General features: G+C 60.3%; 16 protein-coding genes. 4 read left to right on the top strand and 12 right to left on the bottom strand.

Features of this window, described 5'->3' with window-relative positions; all coding sequences use genetic code 11:
- From B5F12_RS10375 to B5F12_RS10405, 7 genes are all read right to left on the bottom strand, one after another.
- Positions 1-1,157: FeoB small GTPase domain-containing protein (locus B5F12_RS10375; RefSeq protein ID WP_143482381.1), on the bottom strand; the 1,157-nt coding region annotated here is incomplete at its 3' end.
- Between the two features lie 3 nt (positions 1,158-1,160).
- The gene (locus tag B5F12_RS10380) at positions 1,161-1,412 is read right to left on the bottom strand and encodes a FeoA family protein (RefSeq protein WP_087234105.1); all 252 of its coding nucleotides are present in this window, start codon (positions 1,410-1,412) and stop codon (positions 1,161-1,163) included.
- 152 nt (positions 1,413-1,564) lie between these two features.
- A complete protein-coding gene (locus B5F12_RS10385) occupies positions 1,565-3,454 on the bottom strand; it encodes a bifunctional UDP-sugar hydrolase/5'-nucleotidase (protein ID WP_242954945.1) in 1,890 nt (629 codons plus the stop codon).
- 124 nt (positions 3,455-3,578) lie between these two features.
- A complete protein-coding gene (locus tag B5F12_RS10390; protein WP_242954946.1) occupies positions 3,579-4,466 on the bottom strand; it encodes a rhomboid family intramembrane serine protease in 888 nt (295 codons plus the stop codon).
- 90 nt (positions 4,467-4,556) lie between these two features.
- Entirely contained in the window at positions 4,557-5,792 is a 1,236-nt protein-coding gene (gene pepT / locus B5F12_RS10395) for a peptidase T (RefSeq protein ID WP_087234109.1), read from the bottom strand.
- A gap of 49 nt (positions 5,793-5,841) precedes the next feature.
- Positions 5,842-6,933, bottom strand: a complete 1,092-nt coding sequence (locus B5F12_RS10400; RefSeq protein WP_087234111.1) for an acyltransferase family protein — start codon at positions 6,931-6,933, stop codon at positions 5,842-5,844.
- Positions 6,926-8,059, bottom strand: a complete 1,134-nt coding sequence (locus tag B5F12_RS10405; RefSeq protein ID WP_087234113.1) for a nucleotidyltransferase family protein — start codon at positions 8,057-8,059, stop codon at positions 6,926-6,928. The genes B5F12_RS10400 and B5F12_RS10405 overlap by 8 nt, the downstream gene beginning before the upstream one ends.
- A 170-nt stretch (positions 8,060-8,229) precedes the next feature.
- Here B5F12_RS10405 and B5F12_RS10410 point away from each other — a divergent pair, with 170 nt between their 5' ends.
- Complete coding sequence (locus B5F12_RS10410; RefSeq protein WP_087234115.1) at positions 8,230-9,423, top strand: acetate kinase; 1,194 nt, start codon at positions 8,230-8,232, stop codon at positions 9,421-9,423.
- A 58-nt stretch (positions 9,424-9,481) separates the two neighbouring features.
- Here B5F12_RS10410 and B5F12_RS10415 read toward each other — a convergent pair whose 3' ends face one another.
- The gene (locus tag B5F12_RS10415; RefSeq protein WP_087234117.1) at positions 9,482-10,291 is read right to left on the bottom strand and encodes a DUF3795 domain-containing protein; all 810 of its coding nucleotides are present in this window, start codon (positions 10,289-10,291) and stop codon (positions 9,482-9,484) included.
- Between the two features lie 115 nt (positions 10,292-10,406).
- Positions 10,407-11,753 (bottom strand): NADP-specific glutamate dehydrogenase, encoded by a 1,347-nt coding sequence (gene gdhA / locus B5F12_RS10420; protein WP_087234119.1) that lies wholly within the window; start codon positions 11,751-11,753, stop codon positions 10,407-10,409.
- 274 nt (positions 11,754-12,027) lie between these two features.
- Here gdhA and B5F12_RS10425 point away from each other — a divergent pair, with 274 nt between their 5' ends.
- Genes B5F12_RS10425 through B5F12_RS10435 form a run of 3 tightly spaced genes read left to right on the top strand, consistent with a single transcriptional unit; the run spans position 12,028 to position 16,511 of the window.
- Positions 12,028-12,939 carry an RluA family pseudouridine synthase gene (locus tag B5F12_RS10425; RefSeq protein WP_087234121.1) on the top strand — a complete coding sequence of 304 codons (912 nt, stop codon included), beginning with the start codon at positions 12,028-12,030 and terminating at the stop codon, positions 12,937-12,939.
- On the top strand, positions 12,936-13,514 hold the full coding sequence (locus tag B5F12_RS10430; protein WP_087234123.1) for a rhomboid family intramembrane serine protease: 579 nt from the start codon (positions 12,936-12,938) through the stop codon (positions 13,512-13,514). The genes B5F12_RS10425 and B5F12_RS10430 overlap by 4 nt, the downstream gene beginning before the upstream one ends.
- 15 nt (positions 13,515-13,529) lie before the next feature.
- Positions 13,530-16,511, top strand: coding sequence for an ABC transporter ATP-binding protein/permease (locus tag B5F12_RS10435; RefSeq protein ID WP_087234125.1), 2,982 nt, complete (start codon positions 13,530-13,532; stop codon positions 16,509-16,511).
- Between the two features lie 50 nt (positions 16,512-16,561).
- On the opposite strand, the gene B5F12_RS10440 is transcribed toward B5F12_RS10435, so the two are convergent.
- From B5F12_RS10440 to B5F12_RS10450, 3 genes are all read right to left on the bottom strand, one after another.
- The gene (locus B5F12_RS10440; protein WP_087234127.1) at positions 16,562-18,520 is read right to left on the bottom strand and encodes an oleate hydratase; all 1,959 of its coding nucleotides are present in this window, start codon (positions 18,518-18,520) and stop codon (positions 16,562-16,564) included.
- 141 nt (positions 18,521-18,661) lie between these two features.
- Positions 18,662-19,231, bottom strand: a complete 570-nt coding sequence (locus tag B5F12_RS10445) for a TetR-like C-terminal domain-containing protein (protein WP_087234129.1) — start codon at positions 19,229-19,231, stop codon at positions 18,662-18,664.
- A 102-nt stretch (positions 19,232-19,333) separates the two neighbouring features.
- Positions 19,334-19,798 (bottom strand): CD1247 N-terminal domain-containing protein, encoded by a 465-nt coding sequence (locus B5F12_RS10450; protein WP_087234131.1) that lies wholly within the window; start codon positions 19,796-19,798, stop codon positions 19,334-19,336.
- Positions 19,799-19,991 lie beyond the last annotated feature (193 nt).

Raw genomic sequence — 19,991 nt, forward strand, 5'->3', positions numbered from 1 at the left:
GCCCCCACAAGGCTCCCCCCTTCCCCCACCAGAAACAGGGTGATGAGGGCCAGCAGGGTGGGGAATTTCCCGTTACAGGGCACCAGGGACGAGGTGAGCATGGCGGCCAGCCGCTCCCGGGGGCTGTCAATGATACGGCACCCCGTCACACCACAGGCGGTACACCCCAGGCTCATGCACATGGTCAGAGCCTGTTTTCCGCAGGCCCTGGCCTTTTGAAAGGCGTGGTCCAGCACAAAGGCCACCCGGGGCAGGTAGCCCAGGTCCTCCAGCAGGGTAAACAGGGGGAAGAAGATGGCCATGGGCGGCAGCATCACCGACACCACCCAGGTGGTCACCCCGTACACTCCGTCCAGCAGGAAAGCCCGGAGGGCGGGGTCCCAGCCCCTCATCCACGCCTCCAACTGCTGTCCCAGCCAGTCAAAGCCCTGGGACAGCAGAGACGAGGGCAGGTTGGCTCCCGCCACCGTCAGCCACATCACCCCGGCCAGGAGCGCCAGCATCAGGGGGATGGCGGTGAACCCACTGACCAGCCGCTTGTTCCACACCGCTTGACGGCGGGCCTGGGGGGTGGGGGTGGTGTCCACCGCCTGACGGGCGTAGGCCTGGGCGGTGCGCACCCGCTCCATGGGGAGCTGAGCGGGGCGAACAGGTCCGGTGATTTCTCCCTCGGCCAGCCGAACCATCACCTCCCGCAGGGTATCCAGCCCCGCCCCAGTGCCCGCAGACACCCCCACCACCATCACGCCCAGGGCGTCGGCCAGGACGGTGAGGTCCACCTGCACCCCCAGCCGCTGGGCCTCATCCATGAGGTTGACGCACACCACCACATTTCCTGTCACCTCCAGCACCTGGAGGGCTAAAATAAGATTGCGTTCCAAACAGGTGGCATCGCACACCACCACCACACCGTTAGCCTGACCGTGGAGCAGGTAGTCCAGAGCGATGTCCTCCTCCGGGGAGGCGGTCTGTAGGGAGTAGGTGCCGGGCAGGTCCACCACCGTCACCTCGCTGCCCTGCCATGTAAAGGTCCCGGTGGCCACATCCACCGTCTTCCCCGCCCAGTTTCCCGTGTGTTGGTGTAGCCCGGTGAGGGCGTTGAACACCGTGGACTTGCCCACATTGGGGTTGCCCACCAGGGCAACACAGGAGCCCATGTCTCACGCCCCCCGCTGGTGGGCCGGGCACAGGGCGATCTGGCGGGCGTCTGCCTGACGCAGGGCGATGAGTGCCCCTCGGATGAGGTAGGCACAGGGGTCCCCCGCCGGGCTGCGGGCCATACAGGTCACCCGGGTGCCCGGGATGAGTCCCAAATCTTCCAGACGGTGCTTGAGGGCCAGGTGGGTGGACACGGACTGCACGTATCCGCTCTCCCCCTCGGCCAGCGCCGCTAAATTCCATTGTCGGTCCATCGAAGTTCTCTCCTTTCCCGGCTCCCCTGGTGGGAATCCGGCACTCCATCCTATGGGGTGCACACCCCCAGGGTTCACCAAAAAGGCCCCGTGCTCAGAGGTTGTCTCTGGGCACGGGGCCTTCTCTTTTTCATCTTTCTTCCTGTGAGGTCTCAGTTTCTTCTCATGCGGCGGAGAATGAATTTTCTCACCAGCACCACCATTAGGACCAGCAGCACCACCACAATGACCAGGGCCAGAATGGCCAAGGAGGTGGGCAGCCCCGCATTTTTCAGCAGGCTCACCGGGTTCCAGCTGGAGTACACCAGCTTGCGCCCGTCGGTCTGTCCGTACTTCTGGTCCATCTCGCCACCCATGGATTGCAGGTAGGAGGCGATGGCGTACCACTCCTTGACCTCGTTGCCTTCGTCGTCGTGGAGGATGTAGTCCTCCAGCTGGGAGATATCAATGGGATTGCCCTGGGCATCCCGAGGGGTCACGGTGAGGATGTTAAAGGTAGAGCTCTCAACCGCTCCCAGCATCTGCCCGATGTACAGCCCCGTGACCACGTGATAGAGCTGGTCATCCACGATGGGCTCGGTGATCCCGCCCTCTCGCATGAGCACAGCGTAGTCCACTTTGTCGAAAATCATCCGGTTGGTATTAAAGGAGTATCCAACCCCGGAGTAGAACAGCTGGGCCGCCGACATGAGAGGCGGCACCGAGGCGTCCACCTCAATGGCGTTTTTCAAATCCTTGCCCGTCAGATACACCGAGATCAGGGGGTAGCCGGGCACCCCGTCGGCTCCAATCCCCAGAGAAGCCACGTTGAACACCTGGGAGACGGTGATGGGCCCCTTGGGGAAGGTATCCCGGATGACGCCGGAGGCGGTGAGAGCCACATCCACCGGGTCCTGACTGGCCTGGTTTCCCGCCCAGTAGTAGGCGTCGGCCAGCAGATTGCCCAGGGTGGACTCGTGCTGGGTGTCGTACACCTCATCCACGGTGTCGAACTGGTAGGGGTTGTCCACCAGCACCTGATCAAACTCCAGATCAAAGTCCGCCAGGTAGTCCTGCTCCACTTGACTCTTGGCCTCTTCAATCCACGCAGCCATCTCCGGGTCCTCGGGCACACGCTCGTCCACAGGCACCAGGCGGCTGTCCTTCAGCTCCACCCCGTCCTGGGTGCGGGTCAGGGTGAGCACCCCCAGATTTTTGCTGTTCTCTCCGGCAGAGACGATGTAGGTGTCATTGACCTCAATGGGCTGCTCCAGAGTGGTGTGGGTGTGGCCGGAGATGATGACGTCGATGCCGTCCACCTTCCGGGCCAGCTCGTAGTCCTCCCCCTTCCCCTTCTCGGTGCCCGAGTGGGACAGGCAGATGACCACGGGGTCCGCCCCGTAGGCAGTCTGGCACTGCTCCGTGGCCTCCTCCACCACCCGTTTGGCGGTCTCCACCGGGTCATGGAGTTCCATTCCCGACATGGGCGCGCACTCATCGGAGTCCACCCCGGTGATGCCAAAGATCACGTAGGGCACGCCGCCCCGCTCCAGGATTCGGTAGTCCTGCACCCCGTAGGTGTACAGAGCATCCCAGGTCTCTTCATCCTCCTGGGGCGGCAGATAGTTGGCGTCCACAATGGCGGGCAGAGGGTCCCCGCTGTCCACGGCGGCGTAGAGCATATCAGCCAGGCCGGAGGCGCGGTAGTCAAACTCATGGTTGCCAAAGGTGGTGACATCGTACCCCATCTGGCCCATGGCCCGCAGCTCCAGAGCAGAGGTGGAATAGGCCGTCTGGAACAGGCTGCCCATGGAGAAGTCGCCTCCGTCCAGCACCAGGGCATTGGGGTGCTCCTCCTTCTGCTCATCAATGAGAGTTTTCAGCCGGGCATAGCCTCCTCTGGAGTGCCCGTCCGGCCCCTCTTTGGGCAGGAAGCTGGAGTGCATATCGTGGGTATATAAAATGGTGATCTCCTCCGCCGTCTCGTCGGCGGCCCACACCTGGGACACGCTGAGAGACAGAGCCAGCGCCAGCAGCATCACCAGACAAAGAAGTCGTCTCACGGGACATTCCTCCTGACTCATCCATTTTAATTTTCCTTATTATACCTGAACTTGGCACAGAACACAAGTGGGCGGGCGGCAGAGGGTCTCTCCTCCGCCGTCCGCCCACTGGACATGCAGACGATCAATCTTTGTGAATGTGCACGTGGTTGTTGATGTGATTGGCGCAGTAGCAGTAGTAGCCGTCGCACTTGGAGCAGTAACGGAACTCCATGTCCGGGTCGTCGGCGTCGGTGATGCCGCACACCGCGCACTTGTGGTGATACCCCTTCGTCTCCTGGGCCTGTTTCTGGGCCTGCTTGAAGTGAATGACCTTGGGGTCCGTCTTGTGGCGCACAATTCCCAGCTTGGCCTGCCAGAAGGGCCATGTGAAAATGAAGAAGTTGATAAAGCTGGCCAGAGGCACCAAGGCCAACATCCAATAGCCCAGCTTAAACAAGTCCACCATATCCACGATGACCAGCACCACATCAATGAGGGCCATCCACTTCATCTTCACTGGAACCACAAAGAAGAGCAGCACCTGCATCTCTCCGTACAGCACCGCCAGCACCAGGAAGATGGACAGGTTCAGGTAGTAGCTCAGGTTCAGGGATGCAATGGTATGGGTCAGGTTCATCTGGCCCAAGCCCAGCGCCATACCCAGCACCACAGACAACACCATACCGCCCAAGTAAAAGAGGGTGAACCGTGCGGTGCCCCACTCTCGCTCCAACATGGCGGCAATCCAGTAGTAGAAATAGCAGGTCAGCAGCAACATAAACGGGCTGGATGCGTTGGGCACCACCACCCAGGTCACCAGACGCCACACCTGACCATTCAGAATCAAAGCGGGCACAAACTGCAAATAACCCACAAAGTTCTGGGCGAACATCACATAGGTGAGCATATTCACCAGGTACACGGCAATCTGGCCGAAGACGATGATTTTCATCAGATTGGGAATGCCAAAATTGGGATGCTTGGCACAGAACCGATCAATGGGCCCATAGCCACGATTTCGATAGATCAACGAAAGTCCTCCTCCCCGCAGGGGATTTTTCTTAGGGCGCCGCTGCGCCCGATGCACCTCTCCATTCTAACGGATCAAATGAAAATTACATCAACAATTTGTAAATGTTTTCCCGTGGATGTCCGTCAGGTGCACCAGGATGTCCACCACGGCGTCCATGTCCTCCACGGTGATGCACTCCAGGGGGCCGTGGAAGTTGTAGCCGCCGGTGCCCAGATTGGGACAGGGCAGGCCCATAAAGGACAGGCGGGCTCCGTCGGTACCGCCTCGGATGGGCTCCACCTCCGGGGTAACCCCTGCGGCCTGGGCGGCCTTCTTGGCGTTTTCAATGAGGAACATGCAGTCGGTGAGCTTCTCCTTCATATTGTAGTAGCTGTCCTGCATGGTCAGTTCCACATGGGCGGTGGGATACTGGGCCTGGATGGTGGCCACAGCCTGGCGCATGGCCTCCTTGCGCTGCTCAAACTTGGCCCGGTCATGGTCCCGGATGATGTACTCCATGCGCACGGCAGCGGCGGTACCTTCCAGGCGGTCCAGGTGATAGAAGCCCTCATACCCCTCGGTGTGGGCAGGAGTCTCCTGGGCGGGGAGCTGAGCATTGAGCTGCTGGGCCAACAAAATGGCGTTGACCATGATGTCCTTGGCCGAGCCAGGGTGGACGGACACGCCGGTGATGTCCACCTTGGCGGAAGCGGCGTTGAAGTTCTCGTACTCGATGGAGCCAGCAGCGCCGCCGTCCACGGTGTAGGCATACTGAGCCCCGAAGCCCGCCACGTCAAAGTGGTTGGGGCCCTCTCCGATCTCCTCGTCGGGGGTGAAGGCCACGCAGATGGGGCCGTGGGCAATCTCTCCGGCCAGCAACCGCTGGCACAGGGTCATAATCTCGGCGATGCCCGCCTTGTCGTCGGCCCCCAGCAGGGTGGTGCCGTCAGCGGTGATGAGGGTCTTGCCCTTCAGGTCCGCCAGGAAGGGGAACTCCTCGGCCCGGATGACCCGGCCCTCCCGGGGCAGAGCCACGTCGCCGCCATCGTAGTTTTCATGGAATATGGGGTTGACGTTCTCCCCGGAGAAGGCGGGGGCGGTGTCCATGTGGGCCAGGAAGCCCAGGGCGGGGACCTGCTCCAGGCCGGGGGTGGCGGGGATGTGGCCGGTGACAATGCACCACTGCTCATCCAGCTTCACGTCCTGCACTCCCAGGTCGCGGAGCTCTTGCTCCAGCACCCGGGCCAGGTCCCACTGGATGGGGGTGGAGGGGGTGACCCCGGTGTCCTCACTGGACTGGGTATGGATTTTAGCATAGGTCAAAAAGCGTTCATAGGCACGCATAACCGTTCTTCCTTTCTCATTGGTTTATGGTTTCACCTGTGCGGGCTGCTCACGGGAGCACAATCCGCACCAGGGGAAGCTTTTTCACTTGTTTGCAGATGAGGGTGACCACCAGAAACACCGCCACGGCCCCCAGCGTTCGGCTCACAAAGCTGGTCCAGCTGACCTTGAACACCACCGACACGCCGGTGATGACAAACATGTGAATCAGGTAGACGTTGAAGGTCTCGGTGCTGAGGTAGTTTAGAGCGGCCGTCACCCGACGGTTCCACTTCTGGTAATTCACGTTGCGGAAAAAGAGGAACAGGGCGGTGGAATAGAAAAAGCAGGGTAGATTCATATAGCCTTTGAACAGGGTGACGATCTCCCCCGCCTGGTACGAGCAGTACCAGGTCCCCACCATGTGCACCGCCAATCCCGCCGCCCCCAGCACATAGGTGAGCCGTCTCAGCCACAGGGGCACTTGGTAGTGATAAATGTAGTAGCCCACAAAGAGGTAGAGCAGGTAGCCGCGGCTGATGGGGAAGCCCAATTCCCCGCTGACAGGAATGACGTTACCCCACAGGCGGTTAACAAAGGGAATCAGCTCATGGAAGAGATAGCCCACGGCGATGATGTAGGGGAAGATGCTTTTACGCTGCTCCTTGGGGATGAGGCTGAACACCGGAATGGCCAGATAGGCCCCAAACAAGGGCATAAAGAACCAATACACTCCCCAATGTCGGGAGTTGAGGATGGTATCCACCACGGTGTACACCGTCACCCTTTCAAAGGTATAGCCCTTCAAAATCAGCTGAAAGGCCAGGGCCACCAGACTCCACGCCAGAAAGGGAATGACTGTCTTTTTCACCCGTTTGATGGCATAGGTCCGGGTGTCGTAGTGGTCCCGGTAGTCCAACAGGGTGGACCCGGAGATCATGAAGAATACCGGTACCGCAAAGTAGAACACAGATTCCAACACATTGGCGGTGAGCCACACCCGTTCATAGGAAAAGCTCCAGAACACCCCGTTGGCGTGGAGAATCACCACGGCCACACAGGAGATCACCGTCATAAATGTGAGAAAGAACGAGCGTTCTCTCCCCTCTCCTCGGCTGTCCATCTTCTCTCCCCTTTCTCTGGCATCCCCCCCATTATACATGATTGCCACTCTTTTGCAAGATCACCGGGCTGGTACTCCACTCCGCCCCGCAGAGAGTGACGGTCTCCCGGCACAGGGCGTAGAAGTCGGTGCATCTGGCCTCCAGCTCCATGAGGGGGATGCCTTTTCCGTGGGTGGGCTTGGTAATGACAGGGACAGAGCCGTCTAGGTTGCGCAACACACCCAGCCCCCGCTGATTGGCCCCCAGCACCCGCAGATAGGGCACCTGGGCAGGGCGGTCCTGCTCCCGCAGCCCCAGGGCCCCCCACAGCACCGCCCGGCGGATGCGGGCGTGGGCGTAGCGCTTGGTCTTGGCCAGATCGTAAATTTCCTCCAAGCTGGTGCCCTGGCGCACCGCCCGGTACAGCCGCTGGGCCAATCCCTCGCCGCAGTCTGGAATGCGCTCCCAGTCCTCCAGCTCCAAGCAGCGCAGCCGGGCCAACATACCCCGCTGGTTATAGGAGAGAAAGGCGGGGTTGTCCATGGCCACCGCCCCGGCGCGAATTTCTCCCCGCACATGGGAGGCCGAGGGGTACTGGGGGTGATCTCCCCCGTCGTGGCCCGCCCCCACCCGGAAGACGGGATAGACCTTGGGGCTCCACCCCAGGCGGCGGGCGGCCCGCAGGTACTCCACCCCCAGATTGTCGTTGGCGTTTCCAAGGCAGGAGGCCACCTCCTCCCCCACTAGCTCCTGGACCGCCCGATGGCGGCACTGGGCAAAGGGCAGGCCACGGCTCAAAAAGGGCTGGAGGGCCTGAGAAAAGGCGGGGTCGTCCAGGACCTGGGCCACCTGTTCCAGCGCCGCCCCGTCCCCCGTCTCACTGCCAAAGGACAAAGCAGTGGCCCCGGCGGCTTGGAGGATTTCCACACCGCCCCGGGCGAAGGTCTCAGCGGAGGAGGAGGCCCACACCGTGGGCAGCTCCAAGATGAGGTCTGCGCCCCCCTCCAGGGCCATCCGGGCCCGGGTCCACTTGTCGGTGACGGCGCAGTCCCCCCGCTGGACAAAATTCCCGCTCATGGCACACACCACGGCCCCCGCCCCTGCCAGAGCTCTGGCCTGGGCGATTTGGTGTCGGTGCCCGTTGTGGAAGGGGTTATACTCTGCCACGATGCCCACAATTTCCATGCTTCATCCCCTCCCAGGGTGTATTTTTACACATATCTTACCAAACTGTCAGAAAAGCCCTTGCTTATTCCTATTTCCGGCATTATAATAAATGCGGTTTTTATTGTATTATACTTCCGCTCTGGACGCAAATACAATTTTATCTTACACAATATGAAGGAGTGTCAATCATGAAAGTTCTCGTGATCAACGCCGGCAGCTCTTCCCTGAAGTACCAGTTGCTGGACACCGACAACCAGGAAGTTCTGGCCAAGGGCCTGTGCGAGCGCATCGGCATCGACGGCAAGTTCACCTACAAGGCCCCCGGCAAGGAGACCATCGACGCCGCCGACGTGGCCATGCCCACCCACTCTGAGGCCATTCAGGCCGTGCTCAACGCCCTGGTGGACGAGAAAAACGGTGTGATCTCCTCCATGAAGGAAATTGAGGCAGTGGGCCACCGTGTGGTGCACGGCGGTGAGACCTTCGCCTGCTCCGTGAAGATCGACGAGAAGGTCATGGCCGCCCTGGAGGAGTGCATCCCCCTGGCCCCCCTGCACAACCCCGCCAACATCACCGGTATCAAGGCCTGTGAGGCCGTCATGGGCAAGGACGTGCCCCAGGTGGGCGTGTTCGACACCGCCTTCCACCAGACCATGCCTGCCAAGGCCTACACCTATGCTCTGCCCTACGAGTACTACGAGCAGGACAAGGTGCGCCGCTACGGCTTCCACGGCACCAGCCACAAGTATGTGGCTCAGCGCGCCGCTGCCATGCTGGGCAAGCCCCTGGAAGAGCTGAAGCTCATCTCCTGCCACCTGGGCAACGGCTCCTCCATCACCGCCATCGACGGCGGCAAGAGCGTGGACACCACCATGGGCTTCACTCCCCTGGCCGGCGTTCCCATGGGCACCCGTTCCGGCGATCTGGACGCCGGTATCCTGGAGTACCTGATGAACAAGCACAACATGAGCATGGCAGAGATGATGAACGTGCTCAACAAGAAGTCCGGCGTGCTGGGCGTGTCCGGCGTGTCCTCCGACTTCCGTGACCTCACCGCCGCTGCCGAGCAGGGCAACGAGCGCGCCGCTCTGGCTCTGGACATGTTCTGCTACTCCGTGAAGAAGTACATCGGCGCTTATGCCGCCGCCATGGGTGGCGTGGATGCCGTGATCTTCACCGCCGGCGTGGGCGAAAACTCCGCTGCCGAGCGTATGTCCATCGCCTCCGGTCTGGAGTTCATGGGCATTCACATGGACCCCGAGGCCAACAACGTCCGCGGCAAGGAGACCGTGGTCTCCACCCCCGACTCCCCCGTCAAGGTGCTGCTCATCCCCACCAACGAGGAGCTGATGATCGCCCTGGACACCGCCGAGCTGGCCTAAATTCCAGAGATACAAAAATCCCGGTGCAAATTCTTGCACCGGGATTTTTTATACCTATTTATCGGGCGGCCACATCCTGGAAGGTCTGGGCGGTTCGGAACAGGTACACCAGTTTGAGGATTCCGATGACCAAAAGGGCAATGATAGCTGCCAAAAACACCAAAGCGCCAATGACGATGACCGTGAAGATCACACCCACAATCATGGCAATGGTGGCGATGAGCATCCACTTCCACAGCTTTCTCCACTGGTCGCTGAGCTCGTTGTCCAACCCGGCCAGCACGTCGGCGTGGGCGTTAAACTCATTGTAGCAGCTAAAGAAGGAGAGGATAGCACTGCACAGGGAAACCGTCAGAGCCAAGGCCTCATTGCTGATGAAGATGGCCCCTCCATCCAGAAGCGCGGTAATCAAAATCAAGATGCCCGCCCAGCGATACCCCTCTGCCCTGGAGGCAATGCGCAGCAGCACCACACCGTACACCACACCACAGGCAAAGTCCAACAGGTATCCCACCACCTGGATGCTGGGCATCCACTGGACGATGACGCTGGCAATGTTGGCAGGGATAAAGAGCCAGAACAACACCCAAATCCACTTGGCCAGGAAGCTTCCCCGCTCCCGGAGTTCCTGCTGATACTCCAATTCCGCCTTCTTTTGGGCCAGGCGGTACTGAGGTGCGGTGTCTCTCCCCCGATACATGCCGCATTGGGTGTTGTAGGTGCAGCTGTCACAGGTCTTGTGCCCCTTCTGGCGACAGCATAGGGCCAGCTTGCACTCCCGGCTGGCCTCCTCCAGGCAGCCCCGGCAGCTGGTCTCCGCCCGATAGCCGCAGGTTTGACAGCTCTTTCCACAATAGGTCTCGCTCATTGCTCTCCCTCCTTTGTTCAGGTTGACCATATTGTACCATGAAGAGCGAAAACAAACAAGCCCCGCCCGGTGCGTTACACACCAGACGGGGCTTCTGTACAGTTCTATCTTTCTATTAGCAAATTCCTTGCCAGAGCATTGCATCCGCAACCTTCAGGAATCCGGCGATGTTGGCACCGGCCTGGATGTCGCCCTTCATGCCGTACTTCTCGGCGGCGTCGGCGCAGGCCTTGTAAATGCCCTCCATGATACCCTTGAGCTTGCTGTCCACTTCCTCGAAGGTCCAGCTGATGCGGCCGGAGTTCTGGCTCATCTCCAGACCGGAGGTGGCCACGCCGCCAGCGTTGGAAGCCTTGGCGGGGGAGAACATCAGGCCAGCGCCCTTGATGGCGGAAATGGCCTCGGGGGTGCAGGGCATGTTAGCGCCCTCAAACACACCGATGCAGCCGTTGGCGATGAGGGCCTTGGCGGCCTCCTCGTCCAGCTCGTTCTGGGTGGCGCAGGGCAGAGCGATGTCGCAGGGCACGGTCCAGATGCCGGAGCAGCCCTCCACGTACTTGGCAGTGGGGACATAGTCCAGGTAGGTCTTGATGCGGGCGCGCTTGACCTCCTTGATCTCCTGGATGACCTTATAATCAATGCCGTTCTCGTCTACAATGTAACCATTGGAGTCGGACATGGCGATGACCTTACCGCCCAGGGTGGTGCACTTCTGGTTGGCGTAGATGGCCACGTTGCCGGAGCCGGAGATCACCACCCGCTTGCCCTCGAAGGACTGTCCGTTGTCGTGGAGCTGGGCGTCAGCGAAGTAGCACAGACCGAAGCCGGTGGCCTCGGTACGGGCCAGAGAGCCGCCGTAGGACAGGCTCTTGCCGGTGAGCACGCCGGTCCACTCGTTGCGCAGCTTCTTGTACTGGCCGAAGAGATAGCCGATCTCACGGGCGCCCACGCCGATGTCGCCGGCGGGCACGTCGGTGTCGGGGCCGATGTGGCGGTACAGCTCATTCATAAAGGACTGGCAGAAACGCATGATCTCCCCGTCGCTCTTGCCCTTGGGGTCGAAGTCAGAGCCGCCCTTGCCGCCGCCCATGGGCAGAGTGGTCAGAGCATTCTTGAAGACCTGCTCAAAGCCCAGGAACTTGATGACAGACAGGTTGACGGTGGGGTGCAGACGCAGACCGCCCTTGTAGGGGCCAATGGCGGAGTTGAACTGGACACGGTAGCCGCGGTTGACCTGCACCACGCCGTTGTCGTCCACCCAGGGCACCCGGAAGAGAATGGCCCGCTCAGGCTCCACCATACGGCCCACAATGTTCTGCTGCTCGTAGCGGGGATCGGCCTCCACCACGGGCTCCAGAGACTCCAAAACTTCCTCCACAGCCTGGAGGAACTCCTTCTCATGACCGTTGCGGGCCTTCAGGCCCTCCATGACGGACTTCAGATAAGCGTTATTCAGAGACATGTTTGCCAACATCCTTTCTATTTTGAAAGTGTGTAATTTAGCTTGCTACTGTATTGTACACCCCAACCGTCATTTTTGCAATACCTAATGTTCAAACTTGCATAAAAGAAGGAAATATCGTTGACACAGCCAAAAAATGAAGCAATTGTTGCACAGTTTTTCCAATGTCATGACGGATTTTCACCATTTTCTGGCATTTTAGCCAGCAATTCTTGACGGAGCGGTCCAGGAAGATTATACTACTGTATTGAACATTATACTGGGGAGGTATTGCATGGCTGCCAGATATCTGCGCGTTCCCATTCAAGGGGACCTGGTGGGCCTGGAGGTCAACACCATATTGCGGCGGCACCTGCACCTGTCCGGGACGGTGCTGCGGCGCATCAAATGGCTCTCCGACGGCATCATGGTGGACGGCCAGCGGGTCACGGTGCGATACCGTGTCCAGGCGGGGGAAGTGCTGTCGGTGCGCCTGACCGACCCGGCCCCCACTTCCGGCACCGTGCCCACCCCTGGGCCTCTGGACCTTATTTGGGAGGACGAGGACGTGGTGGTGGTCAACAAGCCCCCCGGCCTGCTGGTACACCCCAGCCACGGCCACTTTGCCGACACCCTGGGCAACTTTCTCATGTACCACTACCAGCAAACCGGGCAGGACTGCGACTTCCACCCCGTCCATCGGCTGGACAAGGGCACTTCGGGGCTGTTGGTGGTGGCTAAGCACCCCCACGCCCAAGAGCAATTAAAGCAGCAGCTCCACACCGAGGCCTTCCGCCGGGTCTATCTGGCCATCTGCGACGGCCAGCCCCCCGCCCCCTCGGGCACGGTGGACGCCCCCATCGGTCTGGCCCCAGATTCCCGGGCCCGGGCGGTGTGTCCGGACGGCCAGAGCGCCCGCACCCACTACCGGGTGTTACAATCTTGGGAGGGCAGGAGCCTGGTGGAGCTACAACTGGACACCGGGCGCACCCACCAGATTCGGGTGCATATGGCACACCTGGGCTGTCCCCTCACCGGGGATTTTCTCTATGGTACCGAGCAGCCGGAGAAGATTGCCCGGCCCGCCCTCCACTCCCATCAGCTCAGCTTCACCCATCCCATCACAGGAGAGCACCTGGCCTTCACTCAGCCCCTGCCGGAGGACATGGCCGCCCTGCTTCCAAACACACAAGAGGTATTTTTATGAAACGACCCACCTTAAAAATTTCCTACAACGCCCCGGTCACCATCACCTTTGCCCTGCTGTCCCTGATTGCGCTGATTCTCAACGGGGTCACCGACGGCTGGACCAATGCCCATCTCTTTTCCGTCTACCACTGCTCCCTGGCTGATCCTCTGGCCTGGGTGCGGTTCTTCGGCCACGTGCTGGGTCACAGCGGCTACGCCCACTACATCGGCAATATGGTGCTCATTCTGGTGCTGGGCCCCAACCTGGAAGACCGATTTGGCAGCTGGAATGTGCTGTGCGCCATTCTAGTCACGGCGGTGATTTCCGGGCTGGTACAGTTCTTCTTCTTCCCCGGCACCGCCCTGCTAGGTGCCTCGGGCATCGTGTTTATGATGATCCTCCTCTCCTCCTTCGGCGGGGTGCGCAACGGCACCATCCCCACCACCCTCATTTTGGTGGCGGTCTTCTACCTGGGGGACGAGATCTGGAACGGCATTTTTGTCCAGGACAACATCTCCCAACTGACCCACATCATCGGCGGCCTGTGCGGCACCGTATTTGGATTTGCCCTGTCCAGCGGCAAGAAGCGATAACAAAAGGAGGTTTCTATGCTCAAGCTAACCAACATCCGCAAAACCTACACCGTAGGCGACCTGTCTGTGGACGCCCTGCGGGGGGTGAGTCTGGAGTTTCGGGACAATGAATTCGTCTCCATCCTCGGCCCCTCCGGCTGCGGCAAGACCACCACGCTGAACATCATCGGCGGGCTGGACCGGTACACCAGCGGCGACCTCATCATCAATGGCCGCTCCACCAAGGAGTACACCGACAGCGATTGGGATACCTACCGCAACCACTCCGTGGGCTTTGTCTTCCAAAGCTACAACCTCATCCCTCACCAGACCATCCTAGCCAACGTGGAGTTGGCCCTCACCCTGTCCGGGGTGTCCAAGGCCGAGCGGCACCGCCGGGCCAAGGAGGCCCTGGAGCAGGTGGGACTCACCGACCACATGCACAAGCGGCCCAACCAGCTCTCCGGTGGCCAGATGCAGCGAGTGGCCATTGCCCGTGCCCTCATCAACAACCCGGACATTCTCCTGGCCGACGAGCCCACCGGCGCTCTGGACAGCGAGACCTCGGTGCAGGTGATGGACCTGCTGCGGGAGGTGGCAAAGGACCGCCTGGTCATCATGGTCACCCACAACCCGGAGCTGGCCCAGGCCTACTCCACCCGCATCATCCAGCTGAAAGACGGCGAGGTCATCGCCGACTCCAACCCCTATGAGAGCCAGGAGGACGCCCCCGCCCTCACCGGCAAGGAGGCCAAGGCGGGGAAAAAGACCTCCATGTCCTTCCCCACTGCCCTGTCCCTGTCCCTCAACAACCTGATGACCAAGAAGGGGCGCACCTTCCTCACCGCCTTTGCCGGGTCCATCGGCATCATCGGCATCGCCCTCATCCTCTCTCTGTCCTCAGGCATCAACACCTATATCACCAAGGTGCAGCAGGACACCCTCACCAGCTACCCCATCACCATTGAGGCCGAGAGCGTGGACATGACTTCCATGCTCACCTCCCTGATGGGGGTCAGCGATGAGGAGGACAGCGGCGCGCCCCGGGAAGAGGATCGGGTGTACGTGTCCAATGTCATGTACGACATGATGGACTCCATGATGAACGCCGAGACGGTGACCAACAACCTGAAAGCCTTCAAGGAGTATCTGGAGGAAGGGGGCGGCGGCATCACCGACCTGGCCCAGGTGTACTATGGCTATGATTTCAAGTTTGACATCTACAACAAAGACCCCGACGGCAAAGTGGTGAAAAGCGATGTCATGTCCGCCATGGAGACCGCCATGGGCTCTCTGTACGGCGGCGACTACACCGACTACTTCAACTCCATGGGCTCCATGTATGAGAGCTTCGACGTGTGGCAGGAGCTGCTGCCCGGTGAGGACGGCCAGCTGGTCTCCTCCCAGGTGCTGGACCAGCACGAGCTGCTCTACGGCCACTGGCCCGAGGAGTACAACCAGGTCATCCTCTTTGTGGACGACAACAACCAGGTCTCCGACCTGATGCTCTACGCCCTGGGCCTGGTGTCCGTGGACGAGATGAACGAGACCCTGGCCGCCCTCCAGGCCGGCGAAGAGGTGGAGGTGGAGGACCAGAGCTGGAGCTACGAGGAGCTGTGTCAGACCCAGTTCAAGCTGCTGCTGCCCTACGAGCGCTACCAGTACGACGCCAACACCAACACCTACACCGACCTGTCCGCCACCCAGACCGGGCTGGAGATGCTCTACAACAGCAATCAGACCGGAATTACGCTGCAGGTGGTGGGCGTGGCCCGTTCCGGCAGCAACGGCGGCATGATGTCCGGCTCTCTGGGCTACACCAACGCCCTGACCCAGTACGCCATTGATCACACCGCCGACTCCCAGCTGGTGAAAGATCAGCTGGCCAACCCCGACACCGACGTCATCACCAACCTGCCCTTCCGCCAGGAGGGAGACACCGAGCCCACCGACCAGGAGAAGGCCCAGGCCATTGGGGAGTACCTGCTCACCCTGGACGCCCAGTCCCAGGCGGAGGCCTACGTGGACGGCATGAGCCAGCCCAGCCAGCAGTATGTGGACGATACCGTAGACGCCCAGATGGCCAACATCACCCGGGAGGACATCGAGAAGATGATCTCCCAGGAGTACGCCGCCCAGATGGGGGTGGACGCCGCCACTCTGGACGAGTATATCGCAGGCATGAGCGACGAGGAGCTGTTTGCCCAGGTGGAGGAGGCCATGGCCGCCCAGATCAAGGAGCAGTACGCCGCAGCGGCGAAAGAGCAGCTCTCTGCCCTTCCCGCCGCCCAGCTGTCCGCCATGCTGGCCCAGGCGGTGGAGCAGGGGCCCAATGACCAGGGACTGAGCCTGGAGCAGTTTGTCTACCTCTACGACAACTATATGCCCCCCACCCACTCCGACTCCACCTACCAGGACAATCTGGATTTGATGGGCTATATCGACCTGGAGTCCCCCTCCTCCATCAGCCTCTACGCGGATACCTTTAAGGAGAAGGACAAGATTGCTGACCTCATCACCGCCTACAACCAGCAGGTGGCCGAGGAGGACCAGATCAGCTACACCGACTATGTGGCCCTGCTCATGAGCTCCATCACCGACATCATCAGCGGGGTGAGCTATCTGCTCATCGGCTTTGTGTCCATCTCTCTGGTGGTGTCCTCCATCATGATCGGCATCATCACCTATATCTCGGTGCTGGAGCGCACCAAGGAGATCGGCATTCTCCGGGCCGTGGGCGCCTCCAAAAAGGATGTGTCCCGGGTGTTCAATGCTGAGACCCTCATTGTGGGTCTGGGGGCCGGTGTGCTGGGCATTGTGGTGACGCTGCTGCTGAACATCCCCATCAACGCCGCCATCCACGCCGTCACTGGGCTCACCGAGCTCTCCGCCGCTCTGCCCCCGGTGGGTGGGGCCATCCTGGTGGCCATCAGCGCCATCCTCACCATCCTGGCCGGACTGATTCCCGCCCGTCTGGCCGCCAAGAAGGACCCGGTGGAGGCGTTGCGAAGCGAATAAACCGCCACAAGAAAAGCCGCAGAAACGACATGTTTCTGCGGCTTTTTTCGTTACATTCCCTCTTTGAGGACGCCGTGATCTCGCAGCACCTTTTCGATCACCGTCCCCTTCACCGCCTTGAGCAGTGGCTTTTTCAACAGGTTCACGGGGCCGGGCAGCTCCACCTCCAGGGGAGACTTGCCGTCCATCAGGCGCACGGAGCTCTCCAGCAACTCCCGCACGTCGTACACGCTGGCCCACACTTCGGGCACGCCACGGTCCACGCCCAGCAGGCCGTACACGGCCTCCATGGCGGTACGCACGGAATACTCGGTGGTAAACACCGTGTCCCGTGGGGTCTCTGCAAACTGGCCCAAGAAGGCAAAGTTGACACAGCCGTCGGGGATGACGTCGGGGCGGTCCCCCTTGGTCCGAGGCATGAAGAAGGCGGTGATATAGGGCATCATGGTGGGCACGCACACGGCGCTGTTGCGGGCCAGATCCTCAATCTGCTCCACCGGCACCCCCAGGTGGTACAGCCACTCCTGGGTGATCTCCTGTCCGGTGCACTCCTTCATGGGCTTTTTCACGTAGTCGCCGGGCACGTCGGTGAACAGGCCGTACACCCAAACGCACACCTTCTCCGGCTCCTGCTCCCGGAACTGGCCCTGGCGGTTGATGGTCCAGCTCAGCAGCCACTTGGAGTCCTGGCAGCTGACGATACCTCCGGTGACCACATTGCCGGTCCGGGGGTCCCGCTTGCAGATGTTGGTGATATAGGGGAGAATCTTGTCATCCAAAGTGGTGATGGTGGCGGACTCCCAATTGGTCTTGGACACGTCGGAGCAGAACTTCTCCGGGCGGCCAAAGGCGGGGTCCTGTCGGGCGATGTTCTTCCACAGGTTCCAGCAGCCGCTGGTGCGCACCAGAGCGTCCCCATTGGGGGCGTGGTCCTGGTCGCCGTAGATGGTGCCCTCGGTACAGGAGCCGTTGGTGACAAACACCAGGTCCTGCTCGGTGAGCACAATGCCCTTCTCCACCCCCTTGACCTTGCACTCGATGGCGGTGGCCACCTTGCGGCCCTGCTTGATGTCAAAGAGCACGTTGGTCACTTCGGTGCCGAACTGGAAGTCCACCCCGGCATCCTCCAGATACTTCTGCATGGGGAGAATGAGGGATTCATACTGGTTGTAGCGGGTAAACTTCAGGGCACTGAAATCGGGCAGGCCCGCAATGTGGTGGATGAACCGCTGGAAATACAGCTTCATCTCCAGAGCGCTGTGCCAGTTTTCAAAGGCGAACATGGTGCGCCAATACAGCCAGAAGGTGGACTCAAACACCTCGTCGTCAAACACATCCTCAATGGTCTTGTCGTACAAGTCCTCGTCGGGGGTCAAAAACAGCTTGACGATCTCCATGCATCCCTCCTGGCTGAGCCGGAACTGCCCGTCGGTGTGGGCGTCCTGGCCCCGGTTGACGGTGGCACGGCACAGAGAGTAGTTGGGGTCGTGCTTATTGAGCCAGTAAAACTCGTCCAGCACCGAGGCTCCAGGCTTCTCCAGAGAGGGAATGGAGCGGAACAGGTCCCACAGGCACTCAAAGTGGTCCTCCATCTCCCGGCCGCCCCGCATGACATAGCCACGGCTGGGGTCAAAAATGCCGTCGCAGGCGCCTCCCGCCACGTCCATGGCCTCCAGGATGTGGATGTGGTCCCCCTTCATCTGGCCGTCTCGGACCAGGAAACAGGCCGCCGCCAGGCTGGCCAGACCGCTGCCCACCAGATAGGCGTGCTTCTCGTCCACGCCCTGGGGCTTTTCCGGGCGGGTAAAGGCCTCATAGTTGCCCTTGGTGTAGTAAATGCCCTTGCTGTTTTTCTTCTGCTTTCCCAGCTCGGTGTTCCGGTACTCCTGCTGGGCCTGGAGCTGGCCCTGCTTGGCCGCCTGCTTTTTCTTGGTGAAAAACACCGCCGCGCCTGTGCCAGCCAGTCCGGCTGCGGCAGCGGTGAGGGCTGCAATTTGCTTTCGATCCATAGAGGATAACCACCTTTCTATCATTACCGCTTTTACGGCAGGTCTGCTTGATGGTGTTATCCTACCCCCGTACCCAAGAAAAAACCATAAACAGATGAGGACGAATGATAAAAATTTTATCATTCGCCCTCATCTGTAAAGTTAATTATCTCCCCTGTGTGGGTCTGCAAAATTGGCGATGGAGTGGGCCACATTCCCCTGCACCGTGAGGCTAATCCGATGGGCCAAGGTGTGGTAGTCCTCCCCCATGCCCTTCTGAATCCAGTCCAGCATAATCCCCACAAAGCTATACTTGTAGAAATCCGCGATAAACGTCTTATCCTCTTCGGAAATCCCCAGCCCCTGGCTTTTTTCATCCACCACGCCCCGAATCAGGCCATAGGTCAGCTGGAACAGGTAGCGCTCCATGCGCTCCCGGCTGATGCAGCGGTAGGCGTTGAGCACAAAGGGTCGGTTCTCCAACACCGCTTCAAAGATCTGGGTCAGCCCCTCCTGCCAGGTGTCGTAGGTCTTTTTCCCCTGTAGGGCCCGGGTGGCGTCCTCCACACAGGTCCACTCCACCAGGTCGTAGATGTCCTTGAAGTGGTAGTAAAACGCCATACGGCTCATGCCGCAGTCGCTGGTCAAGTCCTGTATCGTGATTTTATCCAACGGCTTTTTCAGCATCCACCGCTTTAGGGATGCCGACAGCGTCTGTTTGGTGGCATTCATGGAACTTCCCCCTTCTGCTCGTTCTCATAAAGACATACCGCCTGTGTCCAGGGGGACACAGGCGGTATGATGTCTCACATGGTAGGGCAGGCGTCCTTCCACTTACTCGTGGTCGTGATCGCAACCGCAGTCACAGCCGCAGCCGCACTCGTCGTCCTCGCCCTCAAAGTCCAGAGCGAACTTCTGGCCACACTTGGGGCAGTCGATGACGCCGGCCTCCAGCACTTCGTCGTCAATCACCAGGCTCTCCCCGCAGTTGGGGCAGTCCACCTCGAAGAAGTCCTCGTCGTCCAGATCGTCGTCGCAGCCCAAATCGTGAGCGCAGCAGCAATCGTCCTCGTCGTCCTCGCCCACAATGGCCTCCACGTCGGCCAGGTCGTCAGAAATGGCGTCGATCTCCTCACCAAACTCGTCCAGGGTAGCGTCCACGGTGTCCAGCTGATCGCCGACCTCACGCAGGACGTCCAGCACCTCGGCCAACACCTTGGCCTCGCCGCTCTCGGACTTGTCCAGGCCCATGCCGTCAAACATGCCCTGGATATACGCAACCTTCTCAGAAATGGTCATGATGATATCTCCTTCCAGAGTGCAAATTGAATGGGTTGGAATGAAGTGGGGCAATTAGCCCTTGAGCCAAATTAGCCCTTGCAACGCTCCATATACTCGCCAGTACGGGTAGCCCCAGCAAACCACGGTTTGCCGGGGACCCCGTGATTTCAAATCCTCGGGCGAAGTCAATTCGCCCTGCGGCAAGATTTTG

It is taken from the genome of Pseudoflavonifractor sp. An176 (assembly GCF_002160435.1).
In the GTDB taxonomy this organism is placed as follows: domain Bacteria; phylum Bacillota; class Clostridia; order Oscillospirales; family Oscillospiraceae; genus Enterenecus; species Enterenecus faecium.

Bases quoted from the DNA above. Each gene is read 5' to 3' on its own strand.
- gdhA (WP_087234119.1), bottom strand. From the start codon at position 11,753: ATGTCTCTGAATAACGCTTATCTGAAGTCCGTCATGGAGGGCCTGAAG.
- B5F12_RS10425 (WP_087234121.1), top strand. From the start codon at position 12,028: ATGGCTGCCAGATATCTGCGCGTTCCCATTCAAGGGGACCTGGTGGGC.
- B5F12_RS10380 (WP_087234105.1), bottom strand. From the start codon at position 1,412: ATGGACCGACAATGGAATTTAGCGGCGCTGGCCGAGGGGGAGAGCGGA.
- B5F12_RS10400 (WP_087234111.1), bottom strand. From the start codon at position 6,933: ATGTATAATGGGGGGGATGCCAGAGAAAGGGGAGAGAAGATGGACAGC.
- B5F12_RS10430 (WP_087234123.1), top strand. From the start codon at position 12,936: ATGAAACGACCCACCTTAAAAATTTCCTACAACGCCCCGGTCACCATC.
- pepT (WP_087234109.1), bottom strand. From the start codon at position 5,792: ATGCGTGCCTATGAACGCTTTTTGACCTATGCTAAAATCCATACCCAG.
- B5F12_RS10405 (WP_087234113.1), bottom strand. From the start codon at position 8,059: ATGGAAATTGTGGGCATCGTGGCAGAGTATAACCCCTTCCACAACGGG.
- B5F12_RS10415 (WP_087234117.1), bottom strand. From the start codon at position 10,291: ATGAGCGAGACCTATTGTGGAAAGAGCTGTCAAACCTGCGGCTATCGG.
- B5F12_RS10445 (WP_087234129.1), bottom strand. From the start codon at position 19,231: ATGAATGCCACCAAACAGACGCTGTCGGCATCCCTAAAGCGGTGGATG.
- B5F12_RS10435 (WP_087234125.1), top strand. From the start codon at position 13,530: ATGCTCAAGCTAACCAACATCCGCAAAACCTACACCGTAGGCGACCTG.
- B5F12_RS10410 (WP_087234115.1), top strand. From the start codon at position 8,230: ATGAAAGTTCTCGTGATCAACGCCGGCAGCTCTTCCCTGAAGTACCAG.
- B5F12_RS10450 (WP_087234131.1), bottom strand. From the start codon at position 19,798: ATGACCATTTCTGAGAAGGTTGCGTATATCCAGGGCATGTTTGACGGC.
- B5F12_RS10440 (WP_087234127.1), bottom strand. From the start codon at position 18,520: ATGGATCGAAAGCAAATTGCAGCCCTCACCGCTGCCGCAGCCGGACTG.